Source organism: Erwinia persicina NBRC 102418 (assembly GCF_001571305.1).
Classification (GTDB): domain Bacteria; phylum Pseudomonadota; class Gammaproteobacteria; order Enterobacterales; family Enterobacteriaceae; genus Erwinia; species Erwinia persicina.
The window spans coordinates 74,907-100,935 of record NZ_BCTN01000003.1 but is presented as its reverse complement, the minus strand read 5'-3'; the positions used below and the strand labels follow the sequence as shown (position 1 = coordinate 100,935).

At 56.4% G+C, this 26,029-nt stretch carries 23 protein-coding genes and 1 pseudogene; 12 read left to right on the top strand and 12 right to left on the bottom strand.

Annotated features, from left to right (window positions below; genetic code table 11):
• Positions 1 to 425 precede the first annotated feature (425 nt).
• From EPE01S_RS05105 to spy, 6 genes are all read left to right on the top strand, one after another.
• Positions 426 to 1,646 (top strand): aspartate aminotransferase family protein, encoded by a 1,221-nt coding sequence (locus tag EPE01S_RS05105; protein ID WP_062743650.1) that lies wholly within the window; start codon positions 426 to 428, stop codon positions 1,644 to 1,646.
• A complete protein-coding gene (gene astA / locus EPE01S_RS05100) occupies positions 1,643 to 2,677 on the top strand; it encodes an arginine N-succinyltransferase (protein ID WP_062743522.1) in 1,035 nt (344 codons plus the stop codon). Before EPE01S_RS05105 ends, astA begins: the two co-directional genes overlap by 4 nt.
• The gene (astD, locus tag EPE01S_RS05095) at positions 2,674 to 4,143 is read left to right on the top strand and encodes a succinylglutamate-semialdehyde dehydrogenase (RefSeq protein WP_062743521.1); all 1,470 of its coding nucleotides are present in this window, start codon (positions 2,674 to 2,676) and stop codon (positions 4,141 to 4,143) included. Before astA ends, astD begins: the two co-directional genes overlap by 4 nt.
• A complete protein-coding gene (astB, locus tag EPE01S_RS05090; protein ID WP_062743520.1) occupies positions 4,140 to 5,468 on the top strand; it encodes an N-succinylarginine dihydrolase in 1,329 nt (442 codons plus the stop codon). Before astD ends, astB begins: the two co-directional genes overlap by 4 nt.
• Before the next feature lie 72 nt (positions 5,469 to 5,540).
• Positions 5,541 to 6,542 (top strand): succinylglutamate desuccinylase, encoded by a 1,002-nt coding sequence (gene astE / locus EPE01S_RS05085; protein WP_062743519.1) that lies wholly within the window; start codon positions 5,541 to 5,543, stop codon positions 6,540 to 6,542.
• Positions 6,543 to 6,862: 320 nt separating this feature from the next.
• The gene (spy, locus tag EPE01S_RS05080; protein WP_062743518.1) at positions 6,863 to 7,351 is read left to right on the top strand and encodes an ATP-independent periplasmic protein-refolding chaperone Spy; all 489 of its coding nucleotides are present in this window, start codon (positions 6,863 to 6,865) and stop codon (positions 7,349 to 7,351) included.
• Between the two features lie 75 nt (positions 7,352 to 7,426).
• Here spy and cho read toward each other — a convergent pair whose 3' ends face one another.
• From cho to EPE01S_RS05060, 4 genes are all read right to left on the bottom strand, one after another.
• Positions 7,427 to 8,302 (bottom strand): excinuclease Cho, encoded by an 876-nt coding sequence (gene cho, locus EPE01S_RS05075; protein WP_062743517.1) that lies wholly within the window; start codon positions 8,300 to 8,302, stop codon positions 7,427 to 7,429.
• Between the two features lie 84 nt (positions 8,303 to 8,386).
• Complete coding sequence (nadE, locus tag EPE01S_RS05070) at positions 8,387 to 9,214, bottom strand: NAD(+) synthase (protein ID WP_062743516.1); 828 nt, start codon at positions 9,212 to 9,214, stop codon at positions 8,387 to 8,389.
• Positions 9,215 to 9,337: 123 nt separating this feature from the next.
• A complete protein-coding gene (locus EPE01S_RS05065) occupies positions 9,338 to 10,528 on the bottom strand; it encodes a multidrug effflux MFS transporter (protein ID WP_062743515.1) in 1,191 nt (396 codons plus the stop codon).
• Positions 10,525 to 11,109: a TetR/AcrR family transcriptional regulator gene (locus tag EPE01S_RS05060; protein WP_062743514.1), complete on the bottom strand. Its 585-nt coding sequence runs from the start codon at positions 11,107 to 11,109 to the stop codon at positions 10,525 to 10,527. The genes EPE01S_RS05065 and EPE01S_RS05060 overlap by 4 nt, the downstream gene beginning before the upstream one ends.
• Before the next feature lie 196 nt (positions 11,110 to 11,305).
• Between EPE01S_RS05060 and osmE the strand changes: the two genes are divergently transcribed.
• A complete protein-coding gene (gene osmE, locus EPE01S_RS05055; RefSeq protein ID WP_062743513.1) occupies positions 11,306 to 11,641 on the top strand; it encodes an osmotically-inducible lipoprotein OsmE in 336 nt (111 codons plus the stop codon).
• Between the two features lie 118 nt (positions 11,642 to 11,759).
• Here the strand turns inward: osmE and katE are convergent.
• The 5 genes and pseudogenes from katE to EPE01S_RS05030 form a co-directional block, all read right to left on the bottom strand.
• Positions 11,760 to 13,835: pseudogene (katE, locus tag EPE01S_RS05050) on the bottom strand (catalase HPII); the annotation flags it as partial.
• A gap of 198 nt (positions 13,836 to 14,033) precedes the next feature.
• On the bottom strand, positions 14,034 to 15,431 hold the full coding sequence (locus EPE01S_RS05045; protein ID WP_062743511.1) for an L-cystine transporter: 1,398 nt from the start codon (positions 15,429 to 15,431) through the stop codon (positions 14,034 to 14,036).
• Between the two features lie 173 nt (positions 15,432 to 15,604).
• Entirely contained in the window at positions 15,605 to 16,186 is a 582-nt protein-coding gene (locus tag EPE01S_RS05040) for a metal-dependent hydrolase (RefSeq protein ID WP_062743510.1), read from the bottom strand.
• Positions 16,187 to 16,339: 153 nt separating this feature from the next.
• Positions 16,340 to 17,101, bottom strand: coding sequence for a 2-dehydro-3-deoxy-D-gluconate 5-dehydrogenase KduD (kduD, locus tag EPE01S_RS05035; protein ID WP_062743509.1), 762 nt, complete (start codon positions 17,099 to 17,101; stop codon positions 16,340 to 16,342).
• Between the two features lie 185 nt (positions 17,102 to 17,286).
• Positions 17,287 to 18,486: an MFS transporter gene (locus tag EPE01S_RS05030; protein WP_062743649.1), complete on the bottom strand. Its 1,200-nt coding sequence runs from the start codon at positions 18,484 to 18,486 to the stop codon at positions 17,287 to 17,289.
• 114 nt (positions 18,487 to 18,600) lie between these two features.
• Here EPE01S_RS05030 and EPE01S_RS05025 point away from each other — a divergent pair, with 114 nt between their 5' ends.
• Positions 18,601 to 19,494 (top strand): LysR family transcriptional regulator, encoded by an 894-nt coding sequence (locus EPE01S_RS05025; RefSeq protein ID WP_062743508.1) that lies wholly within the window; start codon positions 18,601 to 18,603, stop codon positions 19,492 to 19,494.
• Between the two features lie 36 nt (positions 19,495 to 19,530).
• Here the strand turns inward: EPE01S_RS05025 and hxpB are convergent, their stop codons facing one another.
• Positions 19,531 to 20,202, bottom strand: a complete 672-nt coding sequence (gene hxpB / locus EPE01S_RS05020; RefSeq protein ID WP_062743507.1) for a hexitol phosphatase HxpB — start codon at positions 20,200 to 20,202, stop codon at positions 19,531 to 19,533.
• Between the two features lie 170 nt (positions 20,203 to 20,372).
• On the opposite strand from hxpB, the gene EPE01S_RS05015 reads away from it, so the two are divergent.
• Positions 20,373 to 20,912 carry a YniB family protein gene (locus EPE01S_RS05015; RefSeq protein WP_062743506.1) on the top strand — a complete coding sequence of 180 codons (540 nt, stop codon included), beginning with the start codon at positions 20,373 to 20,375 and terminating at the stop codon, positions 20,910 to 20,912.
• Positions 20,913 to 20,940: 28 nt separating this feature from the next.
• Here EPE01S_RS05015 and EPE01S_RS05010 read toward each other — a convergent pair whose 3' ends face one another.
• The gene (locus EPE01S_RS05010; protein ID WP_062743505.1) at positions 20,941 to 21,834 is read right to left on the bottom strand and encodes a fructosamine kinase family protein; all 894 of its coding nucleotides are present in this window, start codon (positions 21,832 to 21,834) and stop codon (positions 20,941 to 20,943) included.
• Positions 21,835 to 21,922: 88 nt separating this feature from the next.
• Positions 21,923 to 22,222 (bottom strand): type V toxin-antitoxin system endoribonuclease antitoxin GhoS, encoded by a 300-nt coding sequence (ghoS, locus tag EPE01S_RS05005; protein WP_062743504.1) that lies wholly within the window; start codon positions 22,220 to 22,222, stop codon positions 21,923 to 21,925.
• Positions 22,223 to 22,678: 456 nt separating this feature from the next.
• Here ghoS and EPE01S_RS05000 point away from each other — a divergent pair, with 456 nt between their 5' ends.
• From EPE01S_RS05000 to thrS, 3 genes are all read left to right on the top strand, one after another.
• Positions 22,679 to 23,434, top strand: a complete 756-nt coding sequence (locus EPE01S_RS05000) for a DUF481 domain-containing protein (protein WP_062743503.1) — start codon at positions 22,679 to 22,681, stop codon at positions 23,432 to 23,434.
• Positions 23,435 to 23,637: 203 nt separating this feature from the next.
• Complete coding sequence (locus EPE01S_RS23595) at positions 23,638 to 23,781, top strand: hypothetical protein (protein ID WP_167550581.1); 144 nt, start codon at positions 23,638 to 23,640, stop codon at positions 23,779 to 23,781.
• Between the two features lie 316 nt (positions 23,782 to 24,097).
• A complete protein-coding gene (gene thrS / locus EPE01S_RS04990; RefSeq protein ID WP_062743501.1) occupies positions 24,098 to 26,026 on the top strand; it encodes a threonine--tRNA ligase in 1,929 nt (642 codons plus the stop codon).
• Positions 26,027 to 26,029: the final 3 nt, after the last annotated feature.

Below are 26,029 nucleotides of genomic sequence, written 5' to 3'. Positions count from 1 at the left end.
CACGGGCGATTGCCCGGTTATCTGCCCCCACTCACGCCTTCCTCATTACCGCCACTGGCACGGTTCGGGTGCACCACCCTGGTGCGCCTGACCTTTTTCAGGGCGTTAACTGCCTCTTTTTAAAACCAAATTCCGGCTTCGATCACACATTCGATATTTTATTTTGCCACTGCATAATTCTGCTTTTTATTCTGCTGTAAAGCCCCGTTGTTCAGATTGTTATTCACTTTCTATGCATTAACGATGAATAGCAGTCGGGCGTAACTCATTGATATACGGTATCTGACCCGGGTTTATGCATTTTTTTCTCTGGCTGGCACGCGGCGTGCAATCTACAGTAGAGCTGCAATGAATCATTTCATTAACATTAATTAAACTTTTAATTCACCCTGCCTGCGCAGGGGAATGTGAATAACGAGGCCGCCATGCAACCGTCAGTTACCCGTGAAAATTTTGATCAATGGATTGTTCCCACCTATGCCCCGGCCAGCTTTGTGCCGGTGAAGGCAGAGGGTTCGACACTGTGGGATCAGGAAGGGAAGTCGTACATCGACTTTGCCGGGGGTATTGCGGTCAATGCGCTCGGGCACGCGCATCCCGAGCTGCAACGCGCCTTACAGCAGCAGGCTGCTCTGCTGTGGCACACCGGCAATGGCTATACCAATGAACCGATCCTGCGCCTGGCGAAACAGCTGGTCGATGCCACCTTTGCTGACCGGGCATTTTTCTGTAACTCCGGGGCAGAAGCCAACGAAGCCGCGCTGAAACTGGCGCGTAAAGTGGCGATGGATAACGAGCAACCGCAGAAAAACGGTATTGTGGCGTTCAAAAATGCCTTTCACGGTCGCACGCTGTTCACCGTTTCTGCCGGGGGGCAGCCGGCATATTCGAAAGATTTTGCCCCCTTACCGCAGGGTATTCAGCATGCGGTCTATAACGATCTGGCCTCAGCGGCTGCGCTGATTAACGACCAGACCTGTGCGGTGATTGTCGAACCTATTCAGGGGGAAGGCGGTGTGGTGCCGGCGGAACCTGGCTTTCTGCGCGGCCTGCGCGAGCTGTGTGACAGTCACGGTGCACTGCTGATCTTTGACGAAGTGCAGAGCGGCGTCGGCCGCACCGGTTCGCTTTACGCGTATATGCACTACGGTGTGACGCCGGACGTGCTGACCACAGCGAAAGCGCTGGGCGGCGGCTTCCCGATCGGGGCGATGCTGACCACCGAAACCCTGGCCGCCCATCTGAATGTGGGCAGCCACGGCACCACCTACGGCGGCAACCCGCTGGCCGGTGCGGTCGGCGGTAAAGTGATGGAGTTAATTAACCGACCGGAGGTGCTGGCCGGGGTCGCTGAACGCCATCAGTGGTTTGTTGACGGTCTGACGGCGATCAACCAGCGTCTGCAGCTGTTCAGCGAAATTCGTGGTCTGGGCCTGCTGATCGGCTGCGTGCTGAATCAGGATTACCAGGGTAAAGCCAAACTGATCAACCAGGCCGCCGCCGCTGAGGGCCTGATGGTGCTGATCGCCGGGGCCAGTGTCGTGCGCTTCGCGCCTTCCCTGATTATCACCCGCCAGGAAGTGGAAGAGGGGCTGGCACGCTTCGAACGCGCCTGCCGCGCCGTCACTGAAGGAGCCCGCGTATGATGTACATTCGTCCCGTTGAACGAGACGATCTCGCGCAGTTACTGCACCTCGCCGGGAAAACCGGCGGGGGCCTGACCTCGCTGCCTGCCGACAGCGACACGCTGTCAGCACGTATCGATCGTTCGCTGTTAACCTGGCAGGGCAAACTGCCGGATGCGGAACAGGGATACGTTTTTGTGCTGGCAGACAGTGAAAGCAAAAAAGCGGTGGGCATTTGTGCCATTGAAGTGGCCGTGGGTCTGCAGGACCCGTGGTACAACTTTCGCGTAGGCACCCAGGTTCATGCCTCCAAAGAGCTGAACGTCTACAACATGCTGCCCACGCTGTCGCTCAGTAATGACCATACCGGCAGCAGTGAGCTCTGTACGCTGTTCCTCGATCCCGACTACCGCAACGGTAAAAACGGCTATCTGCTGTCAAAGTCGCGCTTTCTGTTTATGGCCGGTTTTCGCCAGCACTTTATGCAGAAAGTGGTCGCTGAAATGCGCGGTGTGATTGATGAGCAGGGGAGCTCACCCTTCTGGGACAGCGTCGGAAGTCGTTTTTTCTCTATGTCATTTTCCGATGCCGATTATCTGTGTGGCACCGGGCAAAAGGCGTTTATCGCTGAGCTGATGCCAAAGCATCCGCTGTATATCGATTATCTGTCGGAAGAGGCGAAGGCGGTCATAGGTCAGGTGCATCCGCATACCGCCCCGGCGCGTGCCGTGCTGGAAGCAGAAGGGTTTCACTTCCAGAATTATGTCGATATTTTTGACGGTGGCCCGACGCTCGAGTGTGATATTGACCGGGTTCGCGCTATCCGTAAAAGCCGCCTGATGGGCGTCTCTCTGAGTGAGCATCAGGATGATGCGCTGCCGCTGTGCCTGGTTTCCAATGAAAACTATCATCACTTCCGGGTGATGCTGCTGCCTGCCGATCCGCAGCGCGACACCGTCGCGGTTACGGCGGCGCAGGCCGAAATTTTAGGCTGCCAGCCGGGGGACAACCTGCGGGTAGTGACACTTTGTCGCGAGGAGAAAAAAGCATGACGCACTGTATTAATGGTCAGTGGCTGACCGGTGGCGGTGAGATCCTGAGTAAAACCAGCCCGCTGGACGGGGAGCCGTTATGGCAGGGTAACACCGCCACTGCCGCGCAGGTGACTGCCGCCTGCGAAGCGGCGCGTGCAGCGTTCCCCGCCTGGGCCCGCCGTCCGTTCGCTGAACGCCAGGCCATCGCAGAAGCGTTTGCCGCGCTGCTGGAAAAAAATAAAGTGGAACTGAGCGAAACTATCGCGCGCGAAACGGGAAAACCCCGCTGGGAAACCCAGACTGAAGTGCAGGCAATGATTAATAAGGTCGGGATTTCCGTGCGCGCATGGCATGCCCGTACCGGGGAGCAGAGTACAGGTGACAGCTCTCTGCGCCACCGTCCGCACGGGGTGATGGCCGTGTTTGGGCCCTACAATTTCCCGGGACATCTGCCGAACGGCCATATTGTTCCGGCGCTGCTGGCCGGTAACGGCGTGGTGTTTAAACCCAGTGAACTGACGCCGATGACTGCCGAACTGACCGTGCGGCTGTGGCAGCGTGCCGGACTGCCGGATGGCGTGCTCAACCTGGTGCAGGGCGGACGGGACACCGGTCAGGCGCTGGCGCAGGCGTCCCAGGTCGATGGCGTACTGTTTACCGGCAGTGCCGCCACCGGCTATCAGTTGCACCGTCAGCTTGCCGGGCAGCCGGAAAAAATGCTGGCGCTGGAAATGGGGGGAAATAACCCGCTGATTGTGGAAGATCCCGATGATATCGAAGGGGCCGTCCATATTGCCATCCAGTCTGCCTTTATCAGCGCCGGACAGCGCTGCACCTGTGCCCGGCGCATGCTGGTCAGGCGCGGTGCCGCGGGGGATGCCTTTCTGAGGCGGCTGGTAGAGGTGGCCGCCCGCATTCGTACCGGCCGCTGGGATGCTGAACCGCAGCCTTTTATGGGCAGCGTGATTTCCGTGCAGGCGGCTGAAAAAATCTTCAGTGAATGGCAGGCGCGCGTGGATGCCGGCGGCCAGGTGCTGCTGGCCATGCAATGGCCGCAGCGCAGCAGCGCGATCCTGACGCCAGGCATCATTGATGTGACCGGTCTGCAGACGCTCCCGGATGAAGAAGTCTTTGGCCCGCTGCTGTCGGTGATCCGTTATGACGATTTTGACAGTGCGATCCGCATCGCCAACGACACCCGCTACGGCCTGGCCTGCGGACTGATTTCACCGCAGCGGGAGAAGTTTGAGCGCCTGCTGATTGAGGCGCGTGCTGGTATCGTCAACTGGAATAAACCGCTGACCGGGGCGGCCAGTACCGCACCGTTTGGCGGCGTGGGCGCGTCAGGCAACCACCGCGCCAGCGCCTGGTATGCCGCCGATTATTGCGCCTGGCCGATGGCGTCGCTGGAGTCGGCTGACCTGTCGCTGCCCGCCACGCTCTCCCCGGGTCTGGATTTTAGCGCGCAGGGAGAGACGCCATGAAAGCCCTTGAAGTGAATTTCGACGGACTGCCCGGCCTGACTCACCATTATGCGGGCCTCTCCTTTGGTAATGAGGCTTCAACACGCTATCAGCACCAGGTGTCTAATCCTAAGCTGGCGGCGCTTCAGGGACTGATGAAAATGAAAGCCCTGGCGGACAGGGGGTTTCTGCAGGGAGTGATCCCACCACACGAGCGCCCTAACATTGATGCGCTGCGGCAAATCGGCTTCAGCGGTAGCGACGAGCAGGTGCTGGCACAGGCAGCGAAACAGAATCCGGCACTGCTCTCTGCCGTGAGTTCCGCCTCGGCTATGTGGGTGGCCAATGCCGCGACCGTGTCGCCCTCTGCTGACAGTGCCGATGGCCGGGTGCACCTGACCGTCGCCAACCTGAATAATAAATTCCACCGCGCGATGGAGGCGCCGACCACCGGGGCACTGCTGCGGGCGATATTCCGCGATCCTCAGCACTTCAGCGTGCATGATGCACTGCCGCAGGTGGCCATGTTTGGTGATGAAGGGGCGGCTAACCATAACCGTTTCGGCCAGCACTACGGGGAGGCGGGGATACAGCTGTTTGTTTATGGTCGCAGCGAACTGGACGGCAGCGTGGCACCGTCTCGCTACCCGGCACGGCAGACCCGCGAAGCCAGCGAAGCCGTCAGCCGCCTGCATCAGCTTGATGCCGCGCGGACCGTTTTTGCCCAGCAAAATCCTGCGGTGATTGACCAGGGGGTTTTCCATAATGATGTGATTGCAGTCAGCAATCAGCAGGTGCTGTTCTGTCATCAGCAGGCCTTTTTAAACCAGCCGGCGCTGCTGGCCGGACTGGCGGAGAAGGTTCCTGGCTTTACGCCCATCGTGGTGCCTGACGATCGCGTCAGCGTCGCCGATGCGGTGGCGACCTATCTGTTTAACAGCCAGCTGTTAAGCAAGCCCGACGGGAAAATGCTGCTGGTTCTGCCCGATGAGGCGCGCCGTCACCCGGGCGTCTGGTCTTATCTGAGCGAGCTGGCGGCCAGCGGCGGCCCCATCGATGAACTGAAGGTCTTCGACCTGCGTGAAAGTATGTGTAACGGCGGCGGCCCGGCCTGTCTGCGCCTGCGCGTGGTGCTGAACGCCGCACAGCAGGCGGCCGTTAATCCGGCCGTGATGATGAATGATACGCTGTTTGCCACCCTTAACGGCTGGGTGGAGCGGCACTACCGCGATCGCCTGTCGCAGGCCGACCTCGCTGACCCTCATTTGCTGCGGGAAGGACGTGAAGCTCTCGATGAGCTCACTAAGCTGCTAAACTTAGGCAATGTTTACCGTTTTCAGCAGTAACGCGATGATCGCAGGGCCGGAGACGTTCTCCGGCCTGTCAGGGCTGAACGGCGATTGATGTAAGGAGTAGCAATGCAGGATTTCCTCACCTTAACCCTCAACGGGCAGATCCCTGCGCAGCCAGAAGGACGCAATGAGCATCTGAGCTGGCGCTGGATTGACGTGGGCATTCTTGAAATTACCCCACCAGAGACCGTTTCTATGGCGCTGGTGGTTTCGGCGGGCGTACACGGCAATGAGACGGCACCGGTCGAGATCCTCGAGCAGATGGTGGACTCGCTGCTGCGCGGCGAGCGACCGCTGTTAACCCGCCTGCTGGTGATCTACGGCAACCCGGCTGCGCTGCGGCAGAACAAACGTTATCTGCATGGTGATATGAACCGGATGTTTGGCGGCCGCTGGCAGCAGTATGAAGACTGCCCGGAAGCCCGCCGCGCCTGGCGCCTTGAGCAGGCAATGGAAAACTTCTGGCAGGCCGGAGAGTATGAAGAGGTGCGCTGGCATATCGATATGCACACCGCCATTCGCGGCTCGTACCATACCCGCTTTGGCGTTATGCCGCAGCGCGATACGCCGTGGCCGGAAACATTTATGGACTGGCTGGCCGCTGCCGGGCTGGAAGCGCTGGTGTTTCACCGCTCACCGGGTGGCACCTTTACCCATTACAGCAGCCAGCATTTTCAGGCGGCCAGCTGCACGCTGGAGCTGGGCAAGGCGCTGCCGTTTGGGGATAACGACCTGAGCCAGTTCAGTGCGGCAGTGCGGGCGCTGGACGCACTGATCAGCGGGGGGACGCTGCCTGAAGTGGCCGAAGCGCCCCGGCGGTATCGGGTATCACAGCAGATCACCCGGCATACCGATCGGTTTGTGCTGCACATGAGCGATGACACGCTGAACTTTACCGTCTTCCCGCAGGGCGCTCTGCTCGCTGAAGATGGCGACAAACGCTACTATGTGCAGCAGGCACACGAGTTCGTGCTGTTCCCGAATCCGCACGTAGCCAGCGGCCTGCGTGCCGGTCTGATGCTGGTGGAAGATACTGCGCATAACGAAGCGCTGGGGTCGACGCTGTAACACGAATCCCTGAATTTACGCTGTGGCCGGTGGACGGCCGCATTTTCCTTTTTCCCCGATCGAAACCTTCACTTTTCTCTTTCGCTCTCCTTGCGCGCGTATTACACTCCTCCACAGTTTCTGCACAAACCTCTGTAAATTCATATTTTTTTTCAATTCCTCACACAATCCTTCGCATTCTCTCCATGATTGGCGTCAAATTGTCTTTTATGCTTTCAGGGCTTTACCCAGGCTCTGGGTACTTGACATTCAGCGTCGTAGACTTGATTTCGACATCACGACAACTGAATTGCAACAGACTGAACCACAAGGACAATATTATGCGTAAATTAACCTCTTTTGTTGTTGCCGCTACACTGGCGCTTGGCACTGCGGGTATTGTTCATGCCGCAGCGGACACTTTAACACCGCCGCCAGCGGGCGCTGACAAACCTATGATGCACAAGCCGCCGCGTCACGGTGGGATGCACGAAATGTTCAAAGGGCTGAATCTGACCGATGCGCAGAAAGAGCAGATGCGCACCATCATGAAGGCATCACACAAAGAGATGAAGCGTCCTTCTCTGGAAGAGCGCCGGGCCGTACACAGCATTATTGCGGCGGACACCTTTGACCGCAGTAAGGCAGAGGCTCAGGCGACTGAAATGTCGGCCAACGGCAAAGCCCGCGCGCTGTCGATGCTGGAAACGCAGAACAAGCTGTACAACGTCCTGACGCCTGAGCAGAAAAAACAGTTTAATCAGAACTTTGAGAAACGTCTGACAGAAAAACCGCAGCATGAAGGTAAAATGCCTCCTGCAGAAGACTAAAAGTCGCTGATTAACCAGAGACCGCCGACGTTGCCCACCTTGCCAGAATGGCGGTGGTCAGCGTCGGCGGTTTTTTTATGCTGCAGGAACGGGCAGGGGGATCACCGGCAGTTTCCCTGACAGCAGGGGGCGGCAGAGTATTTTATAACCGTCACTGTCGAAGCCTGGCGGAGTGCTACACAGCGCGGCCGCATCAGCGAGTTCGCTGACGGATCCCAGATAGAGCCAGTTATTGATCACGTGGATCTGCTTCTGCATCACGCCTTCTTCCACCACCGCGATGGCTCCCGGCCACGGCCAGCACTGAAGCCGAACGGCCTCCAGCGCGGCCAGCAGACGCTGATAATGTGCCTCCGTCGGTTCTTTCCCGCAGCAGGCACCGGCGCAGCGGCGCAGGCTGAAGCGGAAGCACGGCCGCCCCTTGCTTAACGGCTCCAGCCCCAGCAGGCCGAAGCAGAGCTGCTGCTCATCGGCAATTTTCTGCAGGGTGGCCAGCGCCGCCCGACGGTGAGCGTAGAGGCCAAAGAGGTTCGGCGTATGGGAAAAGTCGACCTCTTTGGCGTACACCACCTCCGGACGGTCGTGCCGGAGCAGCAGAGAACAAAGCTGACGGTTTTTACGCAGGCGCTTATTGAACAGCGGCTGCTGCAACTTGATCATCTGTGCTTCCAGCAGCAGGGCACCCATTTCTCCGGCGGTGGGAATAAAGCTGATACGGCGGGCCTGATACAGCATCCGCGCCTCTGCCGGGGTGCGCAGATGCGACATGACACGGGTGCGAATATTGACGCTTTTGCCAATATACAGTGGCAGGCTTTCGCTCTCACCGTGAAAGATGTACACACCGGGCAGGTTGGGCAGGTCAGCGATCCACGGACGTAGCTGTTCGGGATACTGATAGATGGCTTCAGCCTCGAATTCGAGGCGATGGCTGGCTGCTTTTCTTGTCACTCACAACTCCGCTAACTGGTCAGATATACAGTATAGCAGAGGAATTTTGCGGGGCGAACCGGGAATTCAGTTCGCCCCGGCAGGTTATTTTTTCCAGAAATCGTCAAAAACAGTGATCGGGGGACGACGCTTATGCTCGGTTTTCAGGTACCAGTTCTCGATGGTGGCGGCCGCTGCAGGATCGATAGTTTCCCCCTGCAGATAGCGGTCAATCATCTCATAGGTCACCCCCAGAGCCACTTCGTCCTGCAGGCCGGGACGATCGTCTTCCAGATCGGCCGTGGGGTGCTTGAGATACAGATGCTCCGGACAGCCCAACGCCTTCAGCAACTGCTTGCCCTGGCCTTTATTGAGGCGGAAAAGGGGATTGATGTCCGTGCCGCCGTCGCCATACTTGGTGAAGAACCCGGTCACTGCTTCGGCCGCATGATCGGTGCCGACCACCACGCCTGAGGTCATACCGGCAATACTGTACTGGACTTTCATGCGCTCACGCGCTTTTTCATTGCCGCGAATAAAATCAGAAAGGGCGATCCCGGCGTCACGCAGCGCCTGCTCGCTGGCCTGCACGGCCGCTTTGATATTCACCGTCAAGACGCGATCCGGCTGAATAAACGCAATCGCATCCTGGCAATCCTGTTCATCCGCCTGCACACCGTGCGGCAGACGTACGGCAATAAACTGATAGCCCCGATCGCCCGTTTCCTCACGCAGTTCATTGATGGCGGTTTGGCACAGTTTGCCGGCCAGAGTGGAGTCCTGACCGCCGCTGATCCCCAGCACCAGTGATTTCAGAAACGGATAGGTTTTCAGATACGACTTCAGAAACTCGACGCTGGTGCGAACTTCTTCACGGGCATCAATTGTGGGTTTGACGCCCAGCGCCGCGATAATTTCCTGTTGCAAAGCCATTGACCTCTCCTCAGATTCAGCGCCGGCAAACGGCGACACGCGATGTATATCTCTTAAAGCTAACGCGCCTGGCGCGAAACAACAACATTCAATCCGTTATTCTCCGCGCCACGCGTTAAAGGCTCACTCTTTTTTGGGTTTTTGCGCCAGCACGGTAAACATCAGAATGGCCAGCATATAGCAGCCGAAAATGGTGGCGGTCATGGTCAGCACCGAGGTGCCACCGATGCCGGTCACCGGCACGCTGATACCGCCCAGCGTAAACATGGTGACGCCAATCACGGCTGACGCGCTGCCCGCGCGATGGCCCTGGCTCTGCATCGCCAGTGAGGAGGCGGTCACCGAAATAACGCCGTTGCTGGCGACGGTGAAAAACAGGGCAACCAGCACCAGCGGCAGCGGCGCGGCGGTTAATCCGGCCAGCAGCAGGCTCGACGATGAAATCAACGCCAGCGTCAGACCGCCTTTCAGTACGCGATACTCGCCCCATAGCGGGCAGAGACGCGCACTGACCTGCGAAGCAATAATCAGACCCACGCCGTTGGCGGCAAAGCAGAAGCTGAACGCCTGCGGGGAGAGCTGATAAATTTGCTGGAGTACAAAGGGGGACGCGCCAATGTAGGCAAACATCCCTGACATCATAAACCCCTGCGTCAGGCAGAAGCCCATAAACGGACGGTGCATAATGACCTGGCCCAGCGCGGCCCAGGCGGAAAAAATACTGCCCTGACTCCGTCGCGCTACCGGCAAGGTTTCGTGCAGTTTGACGCGGGCCAGAATAAACAGCATCAGGGCGATCAGGGCGATGACCATAAACAGGCCGCGCCAGTCAAGGAACGCCATCAGTGCGCCCCCCATCACCGGGGCCGCAATCGGTGCCAGCCCGTTCACCAGCATTAAGAGAGCGAAGAAGCGGGTCAGTTCATGGCCGCTGTACATATCACGGGCAATAGCGCGTGACAGCACGGCGCCCCCCGCGCCGGACAGCCCTTCAAACAGGCGGGCCAGCAGCAGTTGGTGAATATCCTGGGCCAGCGCGCAGCCGACAGAGGCAATCAATAGCAACACCAGTGACAGGAGCAGCGGGCGGATACGCCCATACTTATCGCTTAACGGGCCAAAAAACAGCTGACCCAGTCCCAGTCCCAGCAGCCCGGCGGTCAGACTGAGCTGTGCGGTGGCGGTGGGCGTGTTCAGGTCGCGGGCCAGCTCCGGCAGGGCGGGCAGATACAGATCGATGCACAGCGGCCCGAGGGCCGCCAGCAGGCCGAGCGTGATGGCATAGCCAAGACGGCGGGAGTGAACAGGTGTCATGATTCCTCTGATTTAAATAGAAGGTCGCTAATGTGTTGATACAGGATATGCAGACGTTCTGGCGAGGCTTTCTGAGGCGTAATGCGCCGGCAGGCAGTACCTTCAACCATCACGGCGAGGATCTCGACACTGGCACGGATACGCTCCTCGCTGAAACCGGGGTACATACGGGCGACTTTCTGGCAGGCGTGGCTGAACATACGTTCATCCGCTTCAACCATCATTTTTGCCACACGGGGGCTGCGGGTGGCTTCTGCCGCCACCTCCATCATCAGCGCCTCGTCTTCTTCATTATTCACCTCGCGCCAGGCCAGCAGCTCGGGCAGGTGGACATTACTGCTGGTACTGAGCATCTCCTGCAGGCGGGAATCAATAATCCGCCTGACGATTTCCTGAATAATCGCGTCTTTACTGCTGAAATAGCGATAAATCTGGCCGACACTCAGGTGTGCTTCGCTGGCAAGTTGCGCCATGCTGGCCGCGTGGAAGCCGTGCTGACGAAAACAGCGACGGGCGGCAGTAATAATTTCATCCTGACGCAGGCGATGGCGGGCATCGCGGGCTTCTGTCTGTTGGCTCATTGTCGCTCCGCTATTCGCTGTCGTGACGCGTTCGCAGCTTCATCCTGATGCGGCCTGCAATGCGAATGTTCATTCTCAGTCCCGAATTATAGGCATCACGGTGATAAACTGATAATAATTTGACGGCATAAAGTTGAAAAATCTGCATTTCTATTCCAGGCTTATGCTTTGACGGAAATGACACGAGGAAGAATAAATGCGTAAATTAACGGGATTAATGGGTGCTGCAGTGGCACTGGCTGTGTTATCAGGATGTACGGCATACGATCGCGCTGAAAGTTATGCGACTAAGCCCGTGGTACAGGATGTGAAAAAAGGAATGACCCGCCAGCAGGTTCGTGACATCGCCGGGCCACCGTCAACAGAAATTACCATGGTTCATGCTCGTGGTACCTGCCAGACTTATGTCATTGGTGAGCGTGACGGTAAGCAGCAGACCTACTTTGTCAGCTACTCTGATACCGGTCGCGTGATGAACTACGGCTTCCAGAGCTGTAAAGATTACGACACCGACCCGCAGGTTAATCAGTAACTGATACCTGTTTCGAAATTAAAACGGCCACGTCAGTGGCCGTTTTTTTTGCATGCTTTTCCTGCCGCGCTGAAGACCCACCGGCGCTGACCGGTGGGTGTCTGTGCTGTCGGGTGAATTATGCCGGAACGCTTAGCGCTTTCTGACTGCGTGACCAGATGCGGTGAGCGGTCATGGCGGCCAGGAACTCGCTCATCAGCACGCCTTCCGCCTTACTGTCGATAATCACGCCTTCCTCCTGCTCGTCATCCGCCAGACCAAACTGCGCGGCAAAACGGCGTGCGCCACCGCTCAGACCAATGACCTTCAGATGCTTGTAGGCTTCCAGCAGGAAGTAACAGGCGTCACCGCGTAACAGCAGGGCATCAATATTCCCCTCCGGTACAATGACGGCGTCAAAGGCAAGAGAGGGCAGCGCGGTAAAGGTGGCATCAACCGTCAGCTGTGAGCCGTCACTGGCTCGCACCTGGCCCATGTGGGGGGCGAGCAGCTTCGCATGGACGCCCTGGGTTTTCAGCGCCTGTAAGATGGCCAGCGTATCAGCAGCATCAACGCCGTCGCTGATCAGCAACGCGACCTGCCGCCCTTTAATGTTACCGCTGGGGACCGCATACAGGCTGAGGCTGGCATCCTTCTTCAGTCCGTTGACATCCTTCGGCGGTGCCGTCTGCATCTGCGCTTCCGTCAGCGTAATACCCAGGTTTTCTGCCACGCTGTGCGCGAGGGAAATATCGATATGCGTCAGCTGATCGACCACCCGGTCACGGATATAGCTGCGACCCACCTTGCTCAGTTCAAAGGAGAAAGCATCAATAATATGCTGCTGCTCCACCTGGGTCTGGCTCAGCCAGAAGAGGCGCGGCTGCGAGTAATGTTCGTCAAACGAGGGGCTGCGCTCACGGACTTTATGCCCCTCAATCCGCTCCTGATAGCTCTCAAACCCGCCGTGGCGGGCGGCAGGAGGCGTTTCTCTCGGCCAGTTATCATTGATCGAGTTTGGCTCGTAGTTCGCCGGGTTGGTATCGATATCCATACGATGCATCCCCTGGCGCTGGAAATTGTGGTACGGGCACACGGGACGGTTAATCGGGATCTCATGGAAGTTAGGCCCGCCAAGCCGGCTGATCTGGGTATCGGTATAGGAGAACAGTCGCCCCTGCAGCAGGGGATCGTTGGTAAAGTCCAGCCCCGGTACGATATGACCCGGATGGAAGGCGACCTGTTCTGTTTCCGCGAAGAAATTATCCGGGTTACGGTTGAGCACCATTTTGCCAATCAGCTCCACCGGCACCAGTTCTTCAGGGATCAGTTTGGTCGCGTCCAGCAGATCAAAGTCGAAGGCAAATTCGTCGCTTTCCTCAATGAGCTGTACACCGAGCTCGTATTCAGGGAAGTCACCGGCCTCGATTGATTCCCACAGGTCGCGACGGTGGAAATCCGCATCGCGCCCGCTCAGCTTCTGTGCTTCGTCCCAGAGCAGTGAGGCTTTACCCGCCACGGGCTTCCAGTGAAAACGGACAAAGGTGGCACGGCCTTCGGCATTGATAAAGCGGAAGGTATGGATGCCAAAGCCTTCCATGGTGCGATAGCTCCGGGGGATACCGCGATCGGACATAGCCCAGATGACGTTATGCAATGTTTCCGGCTGCAGGGAAACGTAATCCCAGAAGGTGTCATGGGCGCTCCCGCCCTGAGGCATTTCGTTGTGGGGCTCAGGTTTAACCGCATGGACGAAATCCGGAAATTTATGGGCATCCTGAATAAAGAACACCGGCGTGTTGTTCCCGACTAAATCGAACACGCCTTCCTCAGTATAAAATTTTGTGGCAAAACCGCGGATATCGCGCACGGTATCTGCCGATCCGGCTCCGCCCTGCACCGTAGAAAAGCGCACAAAAACCGGGGTGATGGTGTCAGGTGAGGCCAGAAAACCCGCTTTGGTGACCTGGCTCATATCACGATAGGGCTGGAAGTAACCGTGTGCCGCCGAACCCCGCGCATGTACGATGCGCTCCGGGATGCGCTCATGGTCAAAGTGCGTGATTTTTTCACGCATGATGAAGTCTTCCAGCAGCGTCGGACCCCGGGTGCCTGCGCGCAGCGAGTTCTGATCGTCTGCAATTCGCGTTCCCTGATTGGTGGTCAGCGGCTGGTTTTTACCGCCTTTACGGAAGGGTTCGAGGGCCTCTACTTTGCTATTCACAGGGCAGGAAGGCTGTGGCTGATCGGGGTGTTGCGTATTTTTTGACATGCTGATTGCTCCGGTGACCGCATTAAGACACCAGTAACTATAGAACAGTGAGCAGTATACGCCTGAGAAATGAAGGGATATGGGCGAATCAGGGAGAGAAAAAGAAACGGGCCGTCAGGATGACGGCCCGTCAGCAACGGATTAACGGTGGGCCAGTTCGGCTTCGTTATCCGCATCGGTGTTCATGATCTGGCGGTCGGTTTGCTTCAGCCACTGGCTGGTGAGCGTACCGGCCGTCATCGAACCGTTAACGTTGAGCGCGGTACGGCCCATATCAATCAGCGGTTCGATGGAGATCAGCAGCGCGACCAGCGTGACCGGCAGGCCCATCGCCGGCAGCACAATCAGCGCAGCGAAGGTGGCACCGCCGCCGACGCCGGCCACACCGGCAGAGCTGAGGGTGACAATACCGATCAGCGTCGCAATCCACATAGGATCGAACGGGTTGATGCCCACGGTGGGGGCGACCATCACCGCCAGCATCGTCGGGTACAGGCCGGCACAGCCATTCTGACCGATAGTGGCTCCAAAGGAGGCGGCGAAGCTGGCAATCGACTCAGGGATGCCCAGACGACGGGTCTGTGCTTCCACGCTCAGCGGGATGGTGGCAGCGCTGGAACGGCTGGTAAAGGCAAAGGTAATCACCGGCCACACTTTGCGGAAGAAGCGCAGCGGGTTCACGCCGTTGACCGACAGCAGCAGAGCGTGGACGGCAAACATGATGGCCAGACCGAGGTAGGAGGCCAGCACAAAGCTCCCCAGCTTAATAATGTCACTGAGGTTGGAGGTGGCAACGACTTTGGTCATCAGTGCCAGCACGCCGTAAGGGGTCAGTTTCATAATCAGACGAACCAGCTTCATCACCCAGGCCTGCAGGGTATCGATGGCTTTCAGCACGCGCTGACCTTTCTCAACATCATCCTTCAGCAGCTGCAGGGCGGCGACACCGAGGAACGCGGCAAAGATCACCACGCTGATGATTGACGTCGGACTGGCTCCGGTCAGATCGGCAAACGGATTTTTTGGCACAAACGACAGCAGCAGCTGCGGCGCACTAAGGTCGGCCACTTTGCCGACATAATTGCTCTGAATGGCAGCCAGACGCGCGGTTTCCTGCGCACCCTGCACCAGGCCGCTGGCATTGAGACCGAACAGCCAGGTGACGAACACCCCGACCGCCGCCGCAATGGCCGTGGTGAACAGCAGTACGCCAATGGTGAGCAGGCTGATTTTGCCCAGCGATGAGGCATTGTGCAGGCGGGCAACGGCGCTGAGAATCGAGGCAAAGACCAGCGGCATCACAATCATCTGCAACAGCTGAACATAACCATTACCCACGAGGTTAAACCAGCTTACCGACTCTTTAATCACCGGGCTGTTTTCACCATAGATGATATGCAGCGCCAGACCGAAAAGGACCCCGACCACCAGGCCAACAAGCACCTTTTTCGACAGACTCCAGCCCGTACGGCTGGCTTTGGCCACCAGCAGCAGCAGTGCAACAAACACCACCAGGTTAATAATCAGTGGAAAATTCATTCCCAATATCTCCAAAAAAATACGGACTACGTCGTAGTCATGCCTGCGGCAGTTAATTTCTGTTGCGCAGTAAGTAAACCAGTGACGGAATGGTATCAGTTACTGTTGGTGCGACCTTATATCCAAACGGAATTATTTATAATTTTTTGCTCATATTTGTTTAATAATTCACCCTATTGTTTGTTAATAAACCGTTCGATGTGATGTTGCGCTGAGTTAACCACCTGACTGGTCCAGTCTGATGCACCAAAAGGCAGCGCGCCGGGGGGGAACCAGATGGCATAACCGACCAGCGCCAGGCACAGGGTGCGTTCCAGCTGATTTCCTTTCTGGCTTCTGAGCAGGGGCAGGCGAAAGCGCCAGCGGCAGGGCCAGAGCAGTGGCACCCCGGCAGGTGTGAGCATATCGGCAACAATGTGGCTGAGATAACCCAGCACCATTCCCTGGAAGGCATCGGCCGGGATCAGCCAACTGGCAGGAAGTTTTAACTGCAGCAGGGCAACGCCACCGACAACGGCCAGCAAACTATGCGTAAAGCCCCGGTGACCAAATGCCCGCGCAATCGGGTGCGACAGCCATTTAAGCCGCTGCCCGAGAAAGGATTTGGGGTGGTCGATATCCGGTAGCAGGCAGGTGAGCAGCGTGGCCGGAATAATATGCCACCAGTCGGCGCTGGCCAGCACCGGCGTCAGTTCAGCACGCTTGGCGAAAATAGCGCTGGCAATGGCAAAAATAAGATGGCCTTCGGCCGTCATGGGGATACCTGGCTACATAACTGTCAATGCATCCAGTATAGGGAATATATACAGTAGAATAAATATGTGACGCTGTAACGAAAGATAAATAAAGTGTTATTGATCGTAAGCGGTACGGAGAGGGGCTTTTTCCCTCCCGTACAGACAGAGCGCTCAACGCGCCAGCCAGCCGCCATCTACTGCCAGAGTGAAGCCATTGACGTAGTCCGAGGCGGAAGAGGCGAGAAACACCACAGGCCCCATCATATCACTGCCCTGGCCCCAGCGCCCGGCAGGTATGCGCGCCAGGATCTGCTGGTTGCGTTCTTCATCATCGCGCAGCTGTTCAGTGTTATTGGTGGCCATATAGCCAGGAGCAATGGCGTTAACGTTAATCCCGTGCGCTGCCCATTCATTGGCCATCAGGCGCGTCAGCCCGAGTACGGCGGTTTTCGATGCAGTATAGGAAGGGACGCGAATACCGCCCTGATATGACAGCATGGAGGCGATATTGATGATTTTACCGCCATGTCCCTGCTGGATAAAACGACGGGCGACCCGCTGCGACAGAAAAAACAGTGTCTTACTGTTAAGATTCATCACCTCATCCCAGTCAGTCTCACTGAAGTCGATCGCGTCTGCCCGGCGAATGATCCCGGCATTGTTGACCAGAATATCCAGCCTGGGGAAAGCGGCCAGCGCCTGCGCCATCACCCCGTCAATACAGCGGCTGTCGGACAGATCGGCCGTAATACTGACGAAACGTCGTCCGGTCGCGGCGACTTTCTCTGCCGTTTCGCTGGCAGTGGAGCGATTGACGCCAATAATATCGCACCCTGCCTGGGCCAGACCCAGCGCCATTCCCTGGCCGAGACCGGTATTGCAGCCGGTGATCATGGCCACTTTGCCTTCAAGATTAAATGCGTTGAGGATCATCCTGGCTTCCTTATAGGTAAGTGGGCGCGCGCAGTGAAAACAGCAGAACGTGATCGCGCGGGCCGGTTCAGGAAGCATAAGCAGATGGAGAAAGGATTACAACAAAAATGAAACGATGTTTTATTATTTTTAACATGGCCCGTCGAAAATCGTCAGAAGGCGAGGGCAGCACTTCGCCTTCGCGCTCAGACGGCGTCCCTGTTCTTTTGTGCTGCCAGGGCGAAGCCGGCTGATGCAAGCAGTAAACCTGCGCCCAGCACGACAGGGCTCCACCAGCCTGAGGCATCAAACAGGATGCCGCCCAGTCCGGCGCCGGCGGTAATGGCCAACTGGATGGTGGCCACCATCAGCCCACCGCCGGTTTCGGCATTCTCTGCCAGCGCTTTGCTGAGCCAGACACCCCAGACGATTGGGGCCGGTGTGGCGATCAGGCCCCAGAGGGCGAGAAGCACACTGACGGGAACCATCGCGTCAGCCAGCACAATCAGCAACAGGGCGATCAGGGCCATGGCAAGCGGAATGCCCGCCAGCCAGGCGTAGAGCCCGTGCTTAAGCAAGGGGCCCATCAGCCACGTACCGACGAGACCGAATCCCCCCAGGGCGAACAGCATCAGCGAAAGCTGCGTGACCGATACCCGCGTGACCTCCTCCAGCAGCGGGCGCAGGTAGGTGAAAAGGGCAAACTGCCCCATAAACAGAAACAGTATCCCCGCCATGCCCAGCGCCACCTGAGGGTGACGCAGCAGGGAAAAAGGATTGGTGACAGGTTTGCGCGGACGATCCGCTGGCATCAGCGGAAGGCTGCGCCACTGCCAGACAAACGCCAGCACCGCCAGCGGTACCACGATAACGAAGGCGCCACGCCAGCCCGTATACTGCCCGAGAAAACTGCCCAGCGGCGCGGCGACCGTCGCTGCCAGCGCATTGCCGCCGTTGATTAACGCCAGGCCTTTTGCCAGCGAATGGGCGGGAAGCAGGCGCATCACCGTGGCGGTCGACATTGACCAGAAGCCGCCGATAGCCATCCCCAGCAGCGCGCGGCCCACCATAAAGGTGATACCGTCGGCTGCCAGCGTAACGATCACACCGGAGGCAATCAGCAGGAAGGTGAAGCTCATCAGCACTTTTTTCCGGTCCCAGTGGCCGGTGAGGGGGGTATTGAGCAGGCTGGTCACCACGGCAAACATACCGGATACCGAGATGGCCTGTCCTGCACTGCCCTGGCTGATGCCGAGATCCTGCGCAATCGGCGTCAGCAGGCTGACGGGCATAAATTCTGAGGCGATCAGCACAACGACGCCAAGGGCCATCGAAAATACGGCCCCCCATGCTGACGGGGCATGCTGATAAGCGCGGTTCGTGGATTTATTCATAATGGTATTCATGATGCTGTTCCCTTTCATATCAGTGAAAGAGAATAAAACGCTTTGAGTACGCTGATAAGGTGGGGTAATTTTGATGTACTTTTGAATAAAATTCATCAATCAGACGAGCGCCGTATGAATGATATCCTGGCTTTTCTGGCCGTCGCCCGCGAGCAAAGCTTCACTAAAGCCTCACTCACGCTGGGCGTCAGCCCTTCTGCACTCAGCCATACCGTGAAAAAACTGGAAGAGAGACTGGGGGTCAGGCTGCTTGCGCGGACAACGCGCCACGTTGCCCCCACCGATGCCGGAGAGCGACTGATGCAGTCTGTCGGCCCGCTGTTCGAGCAGATCAATGCTGAAATTGAACGCATGGGGGAGCTGCGGGAAAAACCGGCGGGAAGCCTCCGGCTGACCTGCTCTGATGACGCTGCTGAACAGCTACTGCGCCCGGTATTGCCGGCTTTTTTCCGCCAGTATCCTGACGTGAATGTCGAAATCTGTATTGATTACGGCTTCACCAATATTGTCAGTGAACGCTTTGATGCCGGGATACGCCTCGGGGAGTCGATCAGTCAGGATATGATCGCCGTCCGCCTGGGGCCCGACTGGCGACTGTCGGTCGTCGGGTCACCCGGCTATTTTAAACAGCACCCGATCCCGACGCATCCCAGGGATCTGACCGATCATCGCTGCATTAACCTCCGCCATAGCGTGGGGGGCAGCATCTACGCGTGGGAATTTGAGAAAGCGGGGCAGAAGATGAATGTCAGGGTAGAAGGGCAACTGATGTCCAACAGCACTCTTCCTGTCCTGAACGCGGCACTGGATGGGGTCGGGCTGGCGTACGTGCCTGATTTTATGGCCAGGCCTCATATTGAGGACGGGCGCCTGACCGAGGTACTGGCTGACTGGAGCCCCTATTTTCAGGGTTTTCACCTCTACTACCCCAACAGAAGAAACATCTCTCCGGCCTTTGCCGCCTTTGTGGCTGCGGTAAAATATCGCGGACAGGTGACGCCGGGGTAAAGCGCCGGGCGGCTTTCTGCAGCGCCCGGCATTCACTCAGCGCCCGTGCAGGTGCTGTGCGGTCAGTTCCTCAAGGCTGCTGAGTTTGACATCTGCCAGTGACCAGCGCAGATCGGCGGCATGGCTGGCATCGGGAACCACAATGGATCGCATCCGTCCTGCTTTCGTCGCGATCATGCCGTTAAAGGAGTCTTCCAGCGTGACACAGTTCAGCGGATCCACGCCCAGGCGGGCAGCGGCATCCAGATAAACCTGCGGGTGCGGCTTGCTGTAAGGCAGGGATTCCGCTGAGGCCAGTACCTCAAAGTAGTCGCGCAGGCTGAACATCTCCAGCACGCTTTCCAGCATAAACAGCGGAGAGGCGGAGGCGAGGCCAATTTTCAGCCCTTCTGACCGGCAGAGTTCAAGCGCCTGCTTAACGCCGGGCAGCAGCGGTCGGTTCTCATCTACCAGGCTTAACGCCCGGTTGATGATCTGCTGGGTGACTTCCGCCTGGGAAGGCCCTTTCCACGGCAGGGTTTCATACCACATGCGCACCACCTGGTCGATGCGCAGTCCCAGCGTATCTGGCATTTCACCGCGGCGGCTCAGGTCAACGTCAAGAGAAGTAAAAATATCCAGCTCGGCTTGTTGCCATAACGGCTCTGAATCGATCAGCAGGCCGTCCATATCAAAAATGGCGGCAAGTACGGGGCGGTGATAAGACATGCTACGGCTCCTTTTGACAGTTTGTGGCAGTTTACCACGAAGCGGTGAGGGAAAAGGTATCATCCGACGGGCCGCTTTGTGCAAAGCGGTGATTAAGTCTGTATTTTACAGGCGCTTTTGTATCACTGCAGGTAAACTGACTGGCAGACATCGGAAGGACAGGAGAACGCATGACGTATCAACAGGCTGGCAGGGTTGCGATTATTAAACGCATTCTGGGCTGGGTTATATTTATTCCCGCGTTGTTATCAACGCTTATCTCACTGCTTGGTTTTCTCGAAAAGAGCCGTGAGCAACGTGACGGTATCAATGCGGTGATGCAGGATTTCGCCCATGTCATGATTGATATGGTGCGCTTTAACACCGGTTTTCTCTCCGGTTTCTGGACGCATTCGCCCGTTCCGGACTTTAATCACGGCACGAATATTCTTTTCTGGGTGATCTATGCGCTGATTTTCATCGGGCTTGCTCTTCAGGCTTCCGGTGCAAGGATGTGGCGGCAGACGCGCTTTCTGCGTGAGAGCATTGAAGATCAGATGATCCTTGAGCGTGCGCGCGGAACAGAAGGACACAGCCGGGAACAGCTGGAAGCGAAGATAGTGGTGCCGCGCCACACCATTTTTCTGCAAATCTTCCCGCTGTATATCCTGCCGGTTATCATCATTGTCGCGGGCTATTTTGTCCTGAAACTGGCCGGGTTTATCTATTAAACTCGCGTCAGGTCGCGTGCGCATGGCGTCAGGCCGGGCGCGCGTGACGTTTTCCCAGTTCATCGCCATCCAGTAATGTTCCCACTGCCCGCTGCGCTTCTGCCAGCCAGTGCCCGCCGAAGACATTTGCCCGGTTCAGCAGATAATAAAGCTGATAGATCGGTTGCCGCTGCAGGAAATCACCGGGGAGTGGCCACACTGACTGGTAGCCATCATACACCTGTGCCGGAATGTCCGGATGCCAGGAGAGCATCGCCAGATCGCATTCACGATCGCCCCAGTAACAGGCAGGATCAAAAATCCAGGGCCCGCTGTCGCTGCCTGCGCAATTGGCTGGCCAGAGATCGCCATGCAGTAAGGAGGGCTCGGGATGATGTGACTCCAGCATCTTCTGAGCGCAGCGCACAATCAGATCGATATCACCGTACAGAATCCCTTTTTCTGAGGCAAGCTGGAGCTGCCAGCCGATACGCTGCTCTGAGAAGAAGACCGACCAGCGCTTGAGCCAGCTGTTTGGCTGCAGGGAGGTGGTAATATTGTTATCGAAGTCCAGCCCGAACTGTGGCTGCTCACTCCACTGATGCAGGCGTGCCAGCTGTTGTCCAAGCTGAAAAGCGCCGTGCGCATCCAGCGGCCTGACCGGGATATACTCCAGCAGCAGAAAGCTGGTTTCCCGGTCGCTGCCCACGCCGTAGACAGCTGGCACGCGTACCGTCTGGCTGCGTGCCAGGAGCTGCAACTGGTCAGCCTCCCACGTAAACAGATCCAGCATGTCACGCTGATTGCATTTGACGAAGACGTCGTGCTCTCCGTAGCGCAGATGCCAGGCAGGGTGGACATCCCCACCGGGCAATTCGGTACGCCCGGTTATCTCTGCGGGTCCCCACTGTTCACTCAACAGACGACTGATGGCTGACCACATAGGACACTCCTCTTTTCGCTGTGATTTCACTATGGTAACGCTTAAAGAATAACCAATATTTGCGTTTGCGCACGTTAAGGCTTTGTCTTTACAAAATCTGGTCGCTTTTTTTCCGGTATGTGTCCCAGGGCTGAACATCAATGTCCGGCGCTACACCCAGGATCAGTTCGCCAATTCCCACCGCCTGCTGGCGGATCTCCTCTTCCGATAGTGTGGTAATGATGCCGAAGCTGTTCGTCCCTAACTCATGGGGCTGACCTTCTTCATCTTTGAGCGTGGTAGAAAATCCGCCGCTGACCAGTGCACTACTCAACTCCAGCAGGTCAGATAATCCCTTCTCGTTATAATGAAACGTCACCACATACTGACCGATCCCGTGATTACTCATTCTTCACCTCGTGGTTAGAAAAACAGCGTTAATAAACATTTCTTTAGCGTAGCCCATCCCGGTCTGGGGATCAGCGAAATCAGAATATCGGAGAGCGGAAGATATGATTAACGCAATTGTGCGCGCTGGCTCTTCAGACCCTGAAAGAGCAGAGAGGAAGGCAGGGGAGCGATCGGTTGTCATTTACATTCGGTCACATTGCTGACATTTTTCAGCCACAATACCGCTGTGGTTAACGATAATTGTTATTTTCATCCAGGTGTTTTCTGACTCAATACCCTCTATAATGCGCCGCGTTAATGGGAAATTTCTCATTCACGGTCTCTTTTTGTCATGATGCTTTGGAAAAAGAGCGAATTAACAAATTGTTACGATTATAAGCGTAAAATGCGTTGATCGTCCTTCAAAACGCTTCAGACTCACTCTTTTAAAAACTGTCGTACGGGTCACATTTAAATGAAAGCGCTTAATAAGCTGTCTGTAGTTCTGTTGCTCTCCGGGGGAGCATTCTGTCATCAAGCCCTGGCGGATAATAACGTCTTCACGGTTATGGATGATCCTTCTACGGCGAAAAAAGATTTTGAAGGTAATGCCGCCGCCGGTTATCTGGCGCAGTCTGGCAACACCACCAGTTCTTCAGCGACCGCAAATACCAACCTGACCTGGTATACGCCCAGCTTCGCCTACAGCCTGTGGGGCAACGCCAGCAATACATCTTCCAATGATGAGCGCTCATCAGAGACCTATCAGGTCGGTGGCCGTACGCGTTACAACATGAACACTGCTGATTATCTGTTTGGTCAGGCAAGCTGGTTGAGTGACCGCTTCAACGGTTATGACGGCCGTTCTATTCTCGCTGCCGGTTATGGTCGCCAGCTGTTGAATGGCCCGGTGCACTCGCTGCGTATTGAAGCCGGTCCCGGTGTGCGTTATGACGACTACCACGAAGGCGGTCATGAAACGCAGGCGCTGGCCTACGGTGCCCTGAGCTATCAGTGGCAGTTGACCGACACCACCAAATTCGTTCAGGGCGTTTCCGTACTGGGTAGCGACGATACCACCGTCAACTCCGAAACGGGCCTGCAGGTGGCTATCAACGATCACTTCGCGCTGAAAATGGCTTATAACGTCACGTGGAACCAGAATCCACCGGAATCGGCGCCGGATCATACCGATACCAAAACGACGATTACGCTTTCCTACGCGATGTAATCTTTTGCACGAGCCGCACCCTGCGGCTCGTTTTCCCTTGCCAGACAGCCCATTCCCTCTCAACGGCTCAGATGCACCGATCGCCTCATTAGTGGATCGACCCCAGGATAAGAGTCCGCAGTCGAACCACACAGGCTCCGTTAGGCTTAAGGCAACAGCGGTGACTACACTCTGTAATGAATGTCATTCATACAGGAGGAGTTATGTCAGACCGTCCCGTGGAGGGTGATCATCCCGACTATGAACCCCATCATGGCAATGGAAAGCCTGAACAAAAACCCCAGAAAAAAGGGAAGGACGATCCCACTTCTGCCCCCGAGTCCGGCGATAAACCTGACTCACATTAACCGCCTTCGGGCGGTTTTTTTCTGCCGTAGGGCCGATTTTCTTCACGCCGGGCTGGAGGAGGGAAGCTGACCCCGCGAGCATCGCGGCTCACGCCGTTTAACCCGGCTATCCGTGCAATTTCGACTGATGGCGTGTAAGATGACTCTCCTTCGTAAGTGACTGGTAAAACAAACACTTTCGATAATGTGTACCAGGCAGTGTACCAAACCGGCAAATGTGAGTCGGTTTCAAGTGCAAAGTGCTTGTTGTATAAAGAAAAATTTAAATTTGCATGTAATCTTACGTGTGGGTTACCACTGCAATTAAGGACGTTTCATGCCTGTTATTACTCTTCCTGATGGAAGTCAGCGTTCGTTCGACCACGCCGTTAGCGTGATGGATATTGCTCTGGACATCGGTCCTGGCCTGGCGAAAGCCTGTATTGCCGGCCGTGTGAACGGCGAACTGGTGGATGCGGTTGATCCGATCACCGAAGACGCCAGCGTAGCAATCATCACCGCCAAAGACGAAGCGGGTCTGGAAATTATTCGTCACTCCTGCGCCCACCTGTTAGGGCACGCGATCAAACAACTGTGGCCAGATACCAAAATGGCTATCGGTCCTGTTATCGACAACGGTTTTTACTACGACGTCGATCTTGACCGCACGCTGACCCAGGAAGATATTGAGCTGCTGGAAAAGCGTATGCACCAGTTAGCTGAGACGAATTACGACGTTATCAAGAAGAAAGTCAGCTGGCAGGAAGCGCGTGACGCCTTTGCTGAACGGGGTGAGACCTACAAAACCACCATCCTTGATGAAAATATCAGTCATGATGACCGTCCTGGCCTGTACCATCATGAAGAATACGTGGATATGTGCCGTGGCCCTCACGTGCCTAACATGCGCTTTTGCCACCACTTCAAGCTGCAGAAAATTTCTGGCGCTTACTGGCGTGGCGACAGCAACAATAAAATGTTGCAGCGTATCTACGGTACGGCCTGGGGCGATAAAAAACAGCTCGCTGCCTATCTGCAGCGTCTGGAAGAGGCGGCGAAGCGAGACCACCGTAAAATCGGTAAGCAGCTTGACCTCTATCACATGCAGGAAGAAGCGCCTGGCATGGTGTTCTGGCATAACGATGGCTGGACGATTTTCCGCGAGCTGGAAGTGTTTGTCCGCACCAAACTGAAAGAGTATGAGTACCAGGAAGTGAAAGGTCCGTTTATGATGGACCGCGTGCTGTGGGAAAAAACCGGGCACTGGGAAAACTACAAAGAGGCGATGTTTACCACCTCTTCAGAAAACCGTGAGTACTGCATTAAGCCAATGAATTGCCCTGGCCACGTGCAAATTTTCAATCAGGGGCTAAAATCATACCGCGACCTGCCGTTACGTATGGCAGAGTTTGGCAGCTGCCATCGCAACGAGCCGTCAGGTGCCTTGCATGGCCTGATGCGCGTGCGCGGTTTTACCCAGGATGATGCCCATATCTTCTGTACTGAAGATCAGGTCCGTGATGAGGTCAATGGCTGTATTAAGATGGTGTACGATATGTACAGCACTTTTGGCTTTGAAAAAATCGTGGTGAAACTCTCTACCCGTCCTGAAAAACGTATCGGTAGTGATGACCTGTGGGACCGTTCAGAGGCTGATCTGGCCGCTGCACTGAAAGAGAACAATATCCCGTTTGATTATCAGCCGGGTGAGGGTGCCTTCTACGGCCCTAAAATTGAATTTACGCTACATGACTGTCTCGACCGTGCATGGCAGTGTGGCACCGTTCAGCTCGACTTCTCACTGCCGAGCCGCCTGAGTGCTTCTTATATCGGCGAAAGTAATGAACGTCAGGTGCCAGTGATGATTCACCGGGCAATCCTGGGGTCCATGGAGCGCTTTATCGGGATTTTAACCGAAGAATATGCCGGTTTCTTCCCAACATGGTTAGCTCCAGTACAAGTTGTGGTGATGAATATCACCGATGGTCAGTCCGAATATGTTGCAGAATTGACCCGAAAACTGCAAAATGCGGGCATTCGTGCAAAAGCGGACTTGAGAAACGAGAAGATTGGCTTTAAAATCCGTGAACATACTTTACGTCGTGTCCCGTATATGTTGGTCTGTGGTGATAAAGAGGTGGAAGCTGGCAAAGTGGCCGTTCGCACCCGCCGCGGTAAAGACCTGGGAAGCATGGATGTAAACGAAGTGATCGCGAAACTGCAGGGTGAAATCCGCAGTCGCAATCTTCATCAATTGGAGGAATAAAGT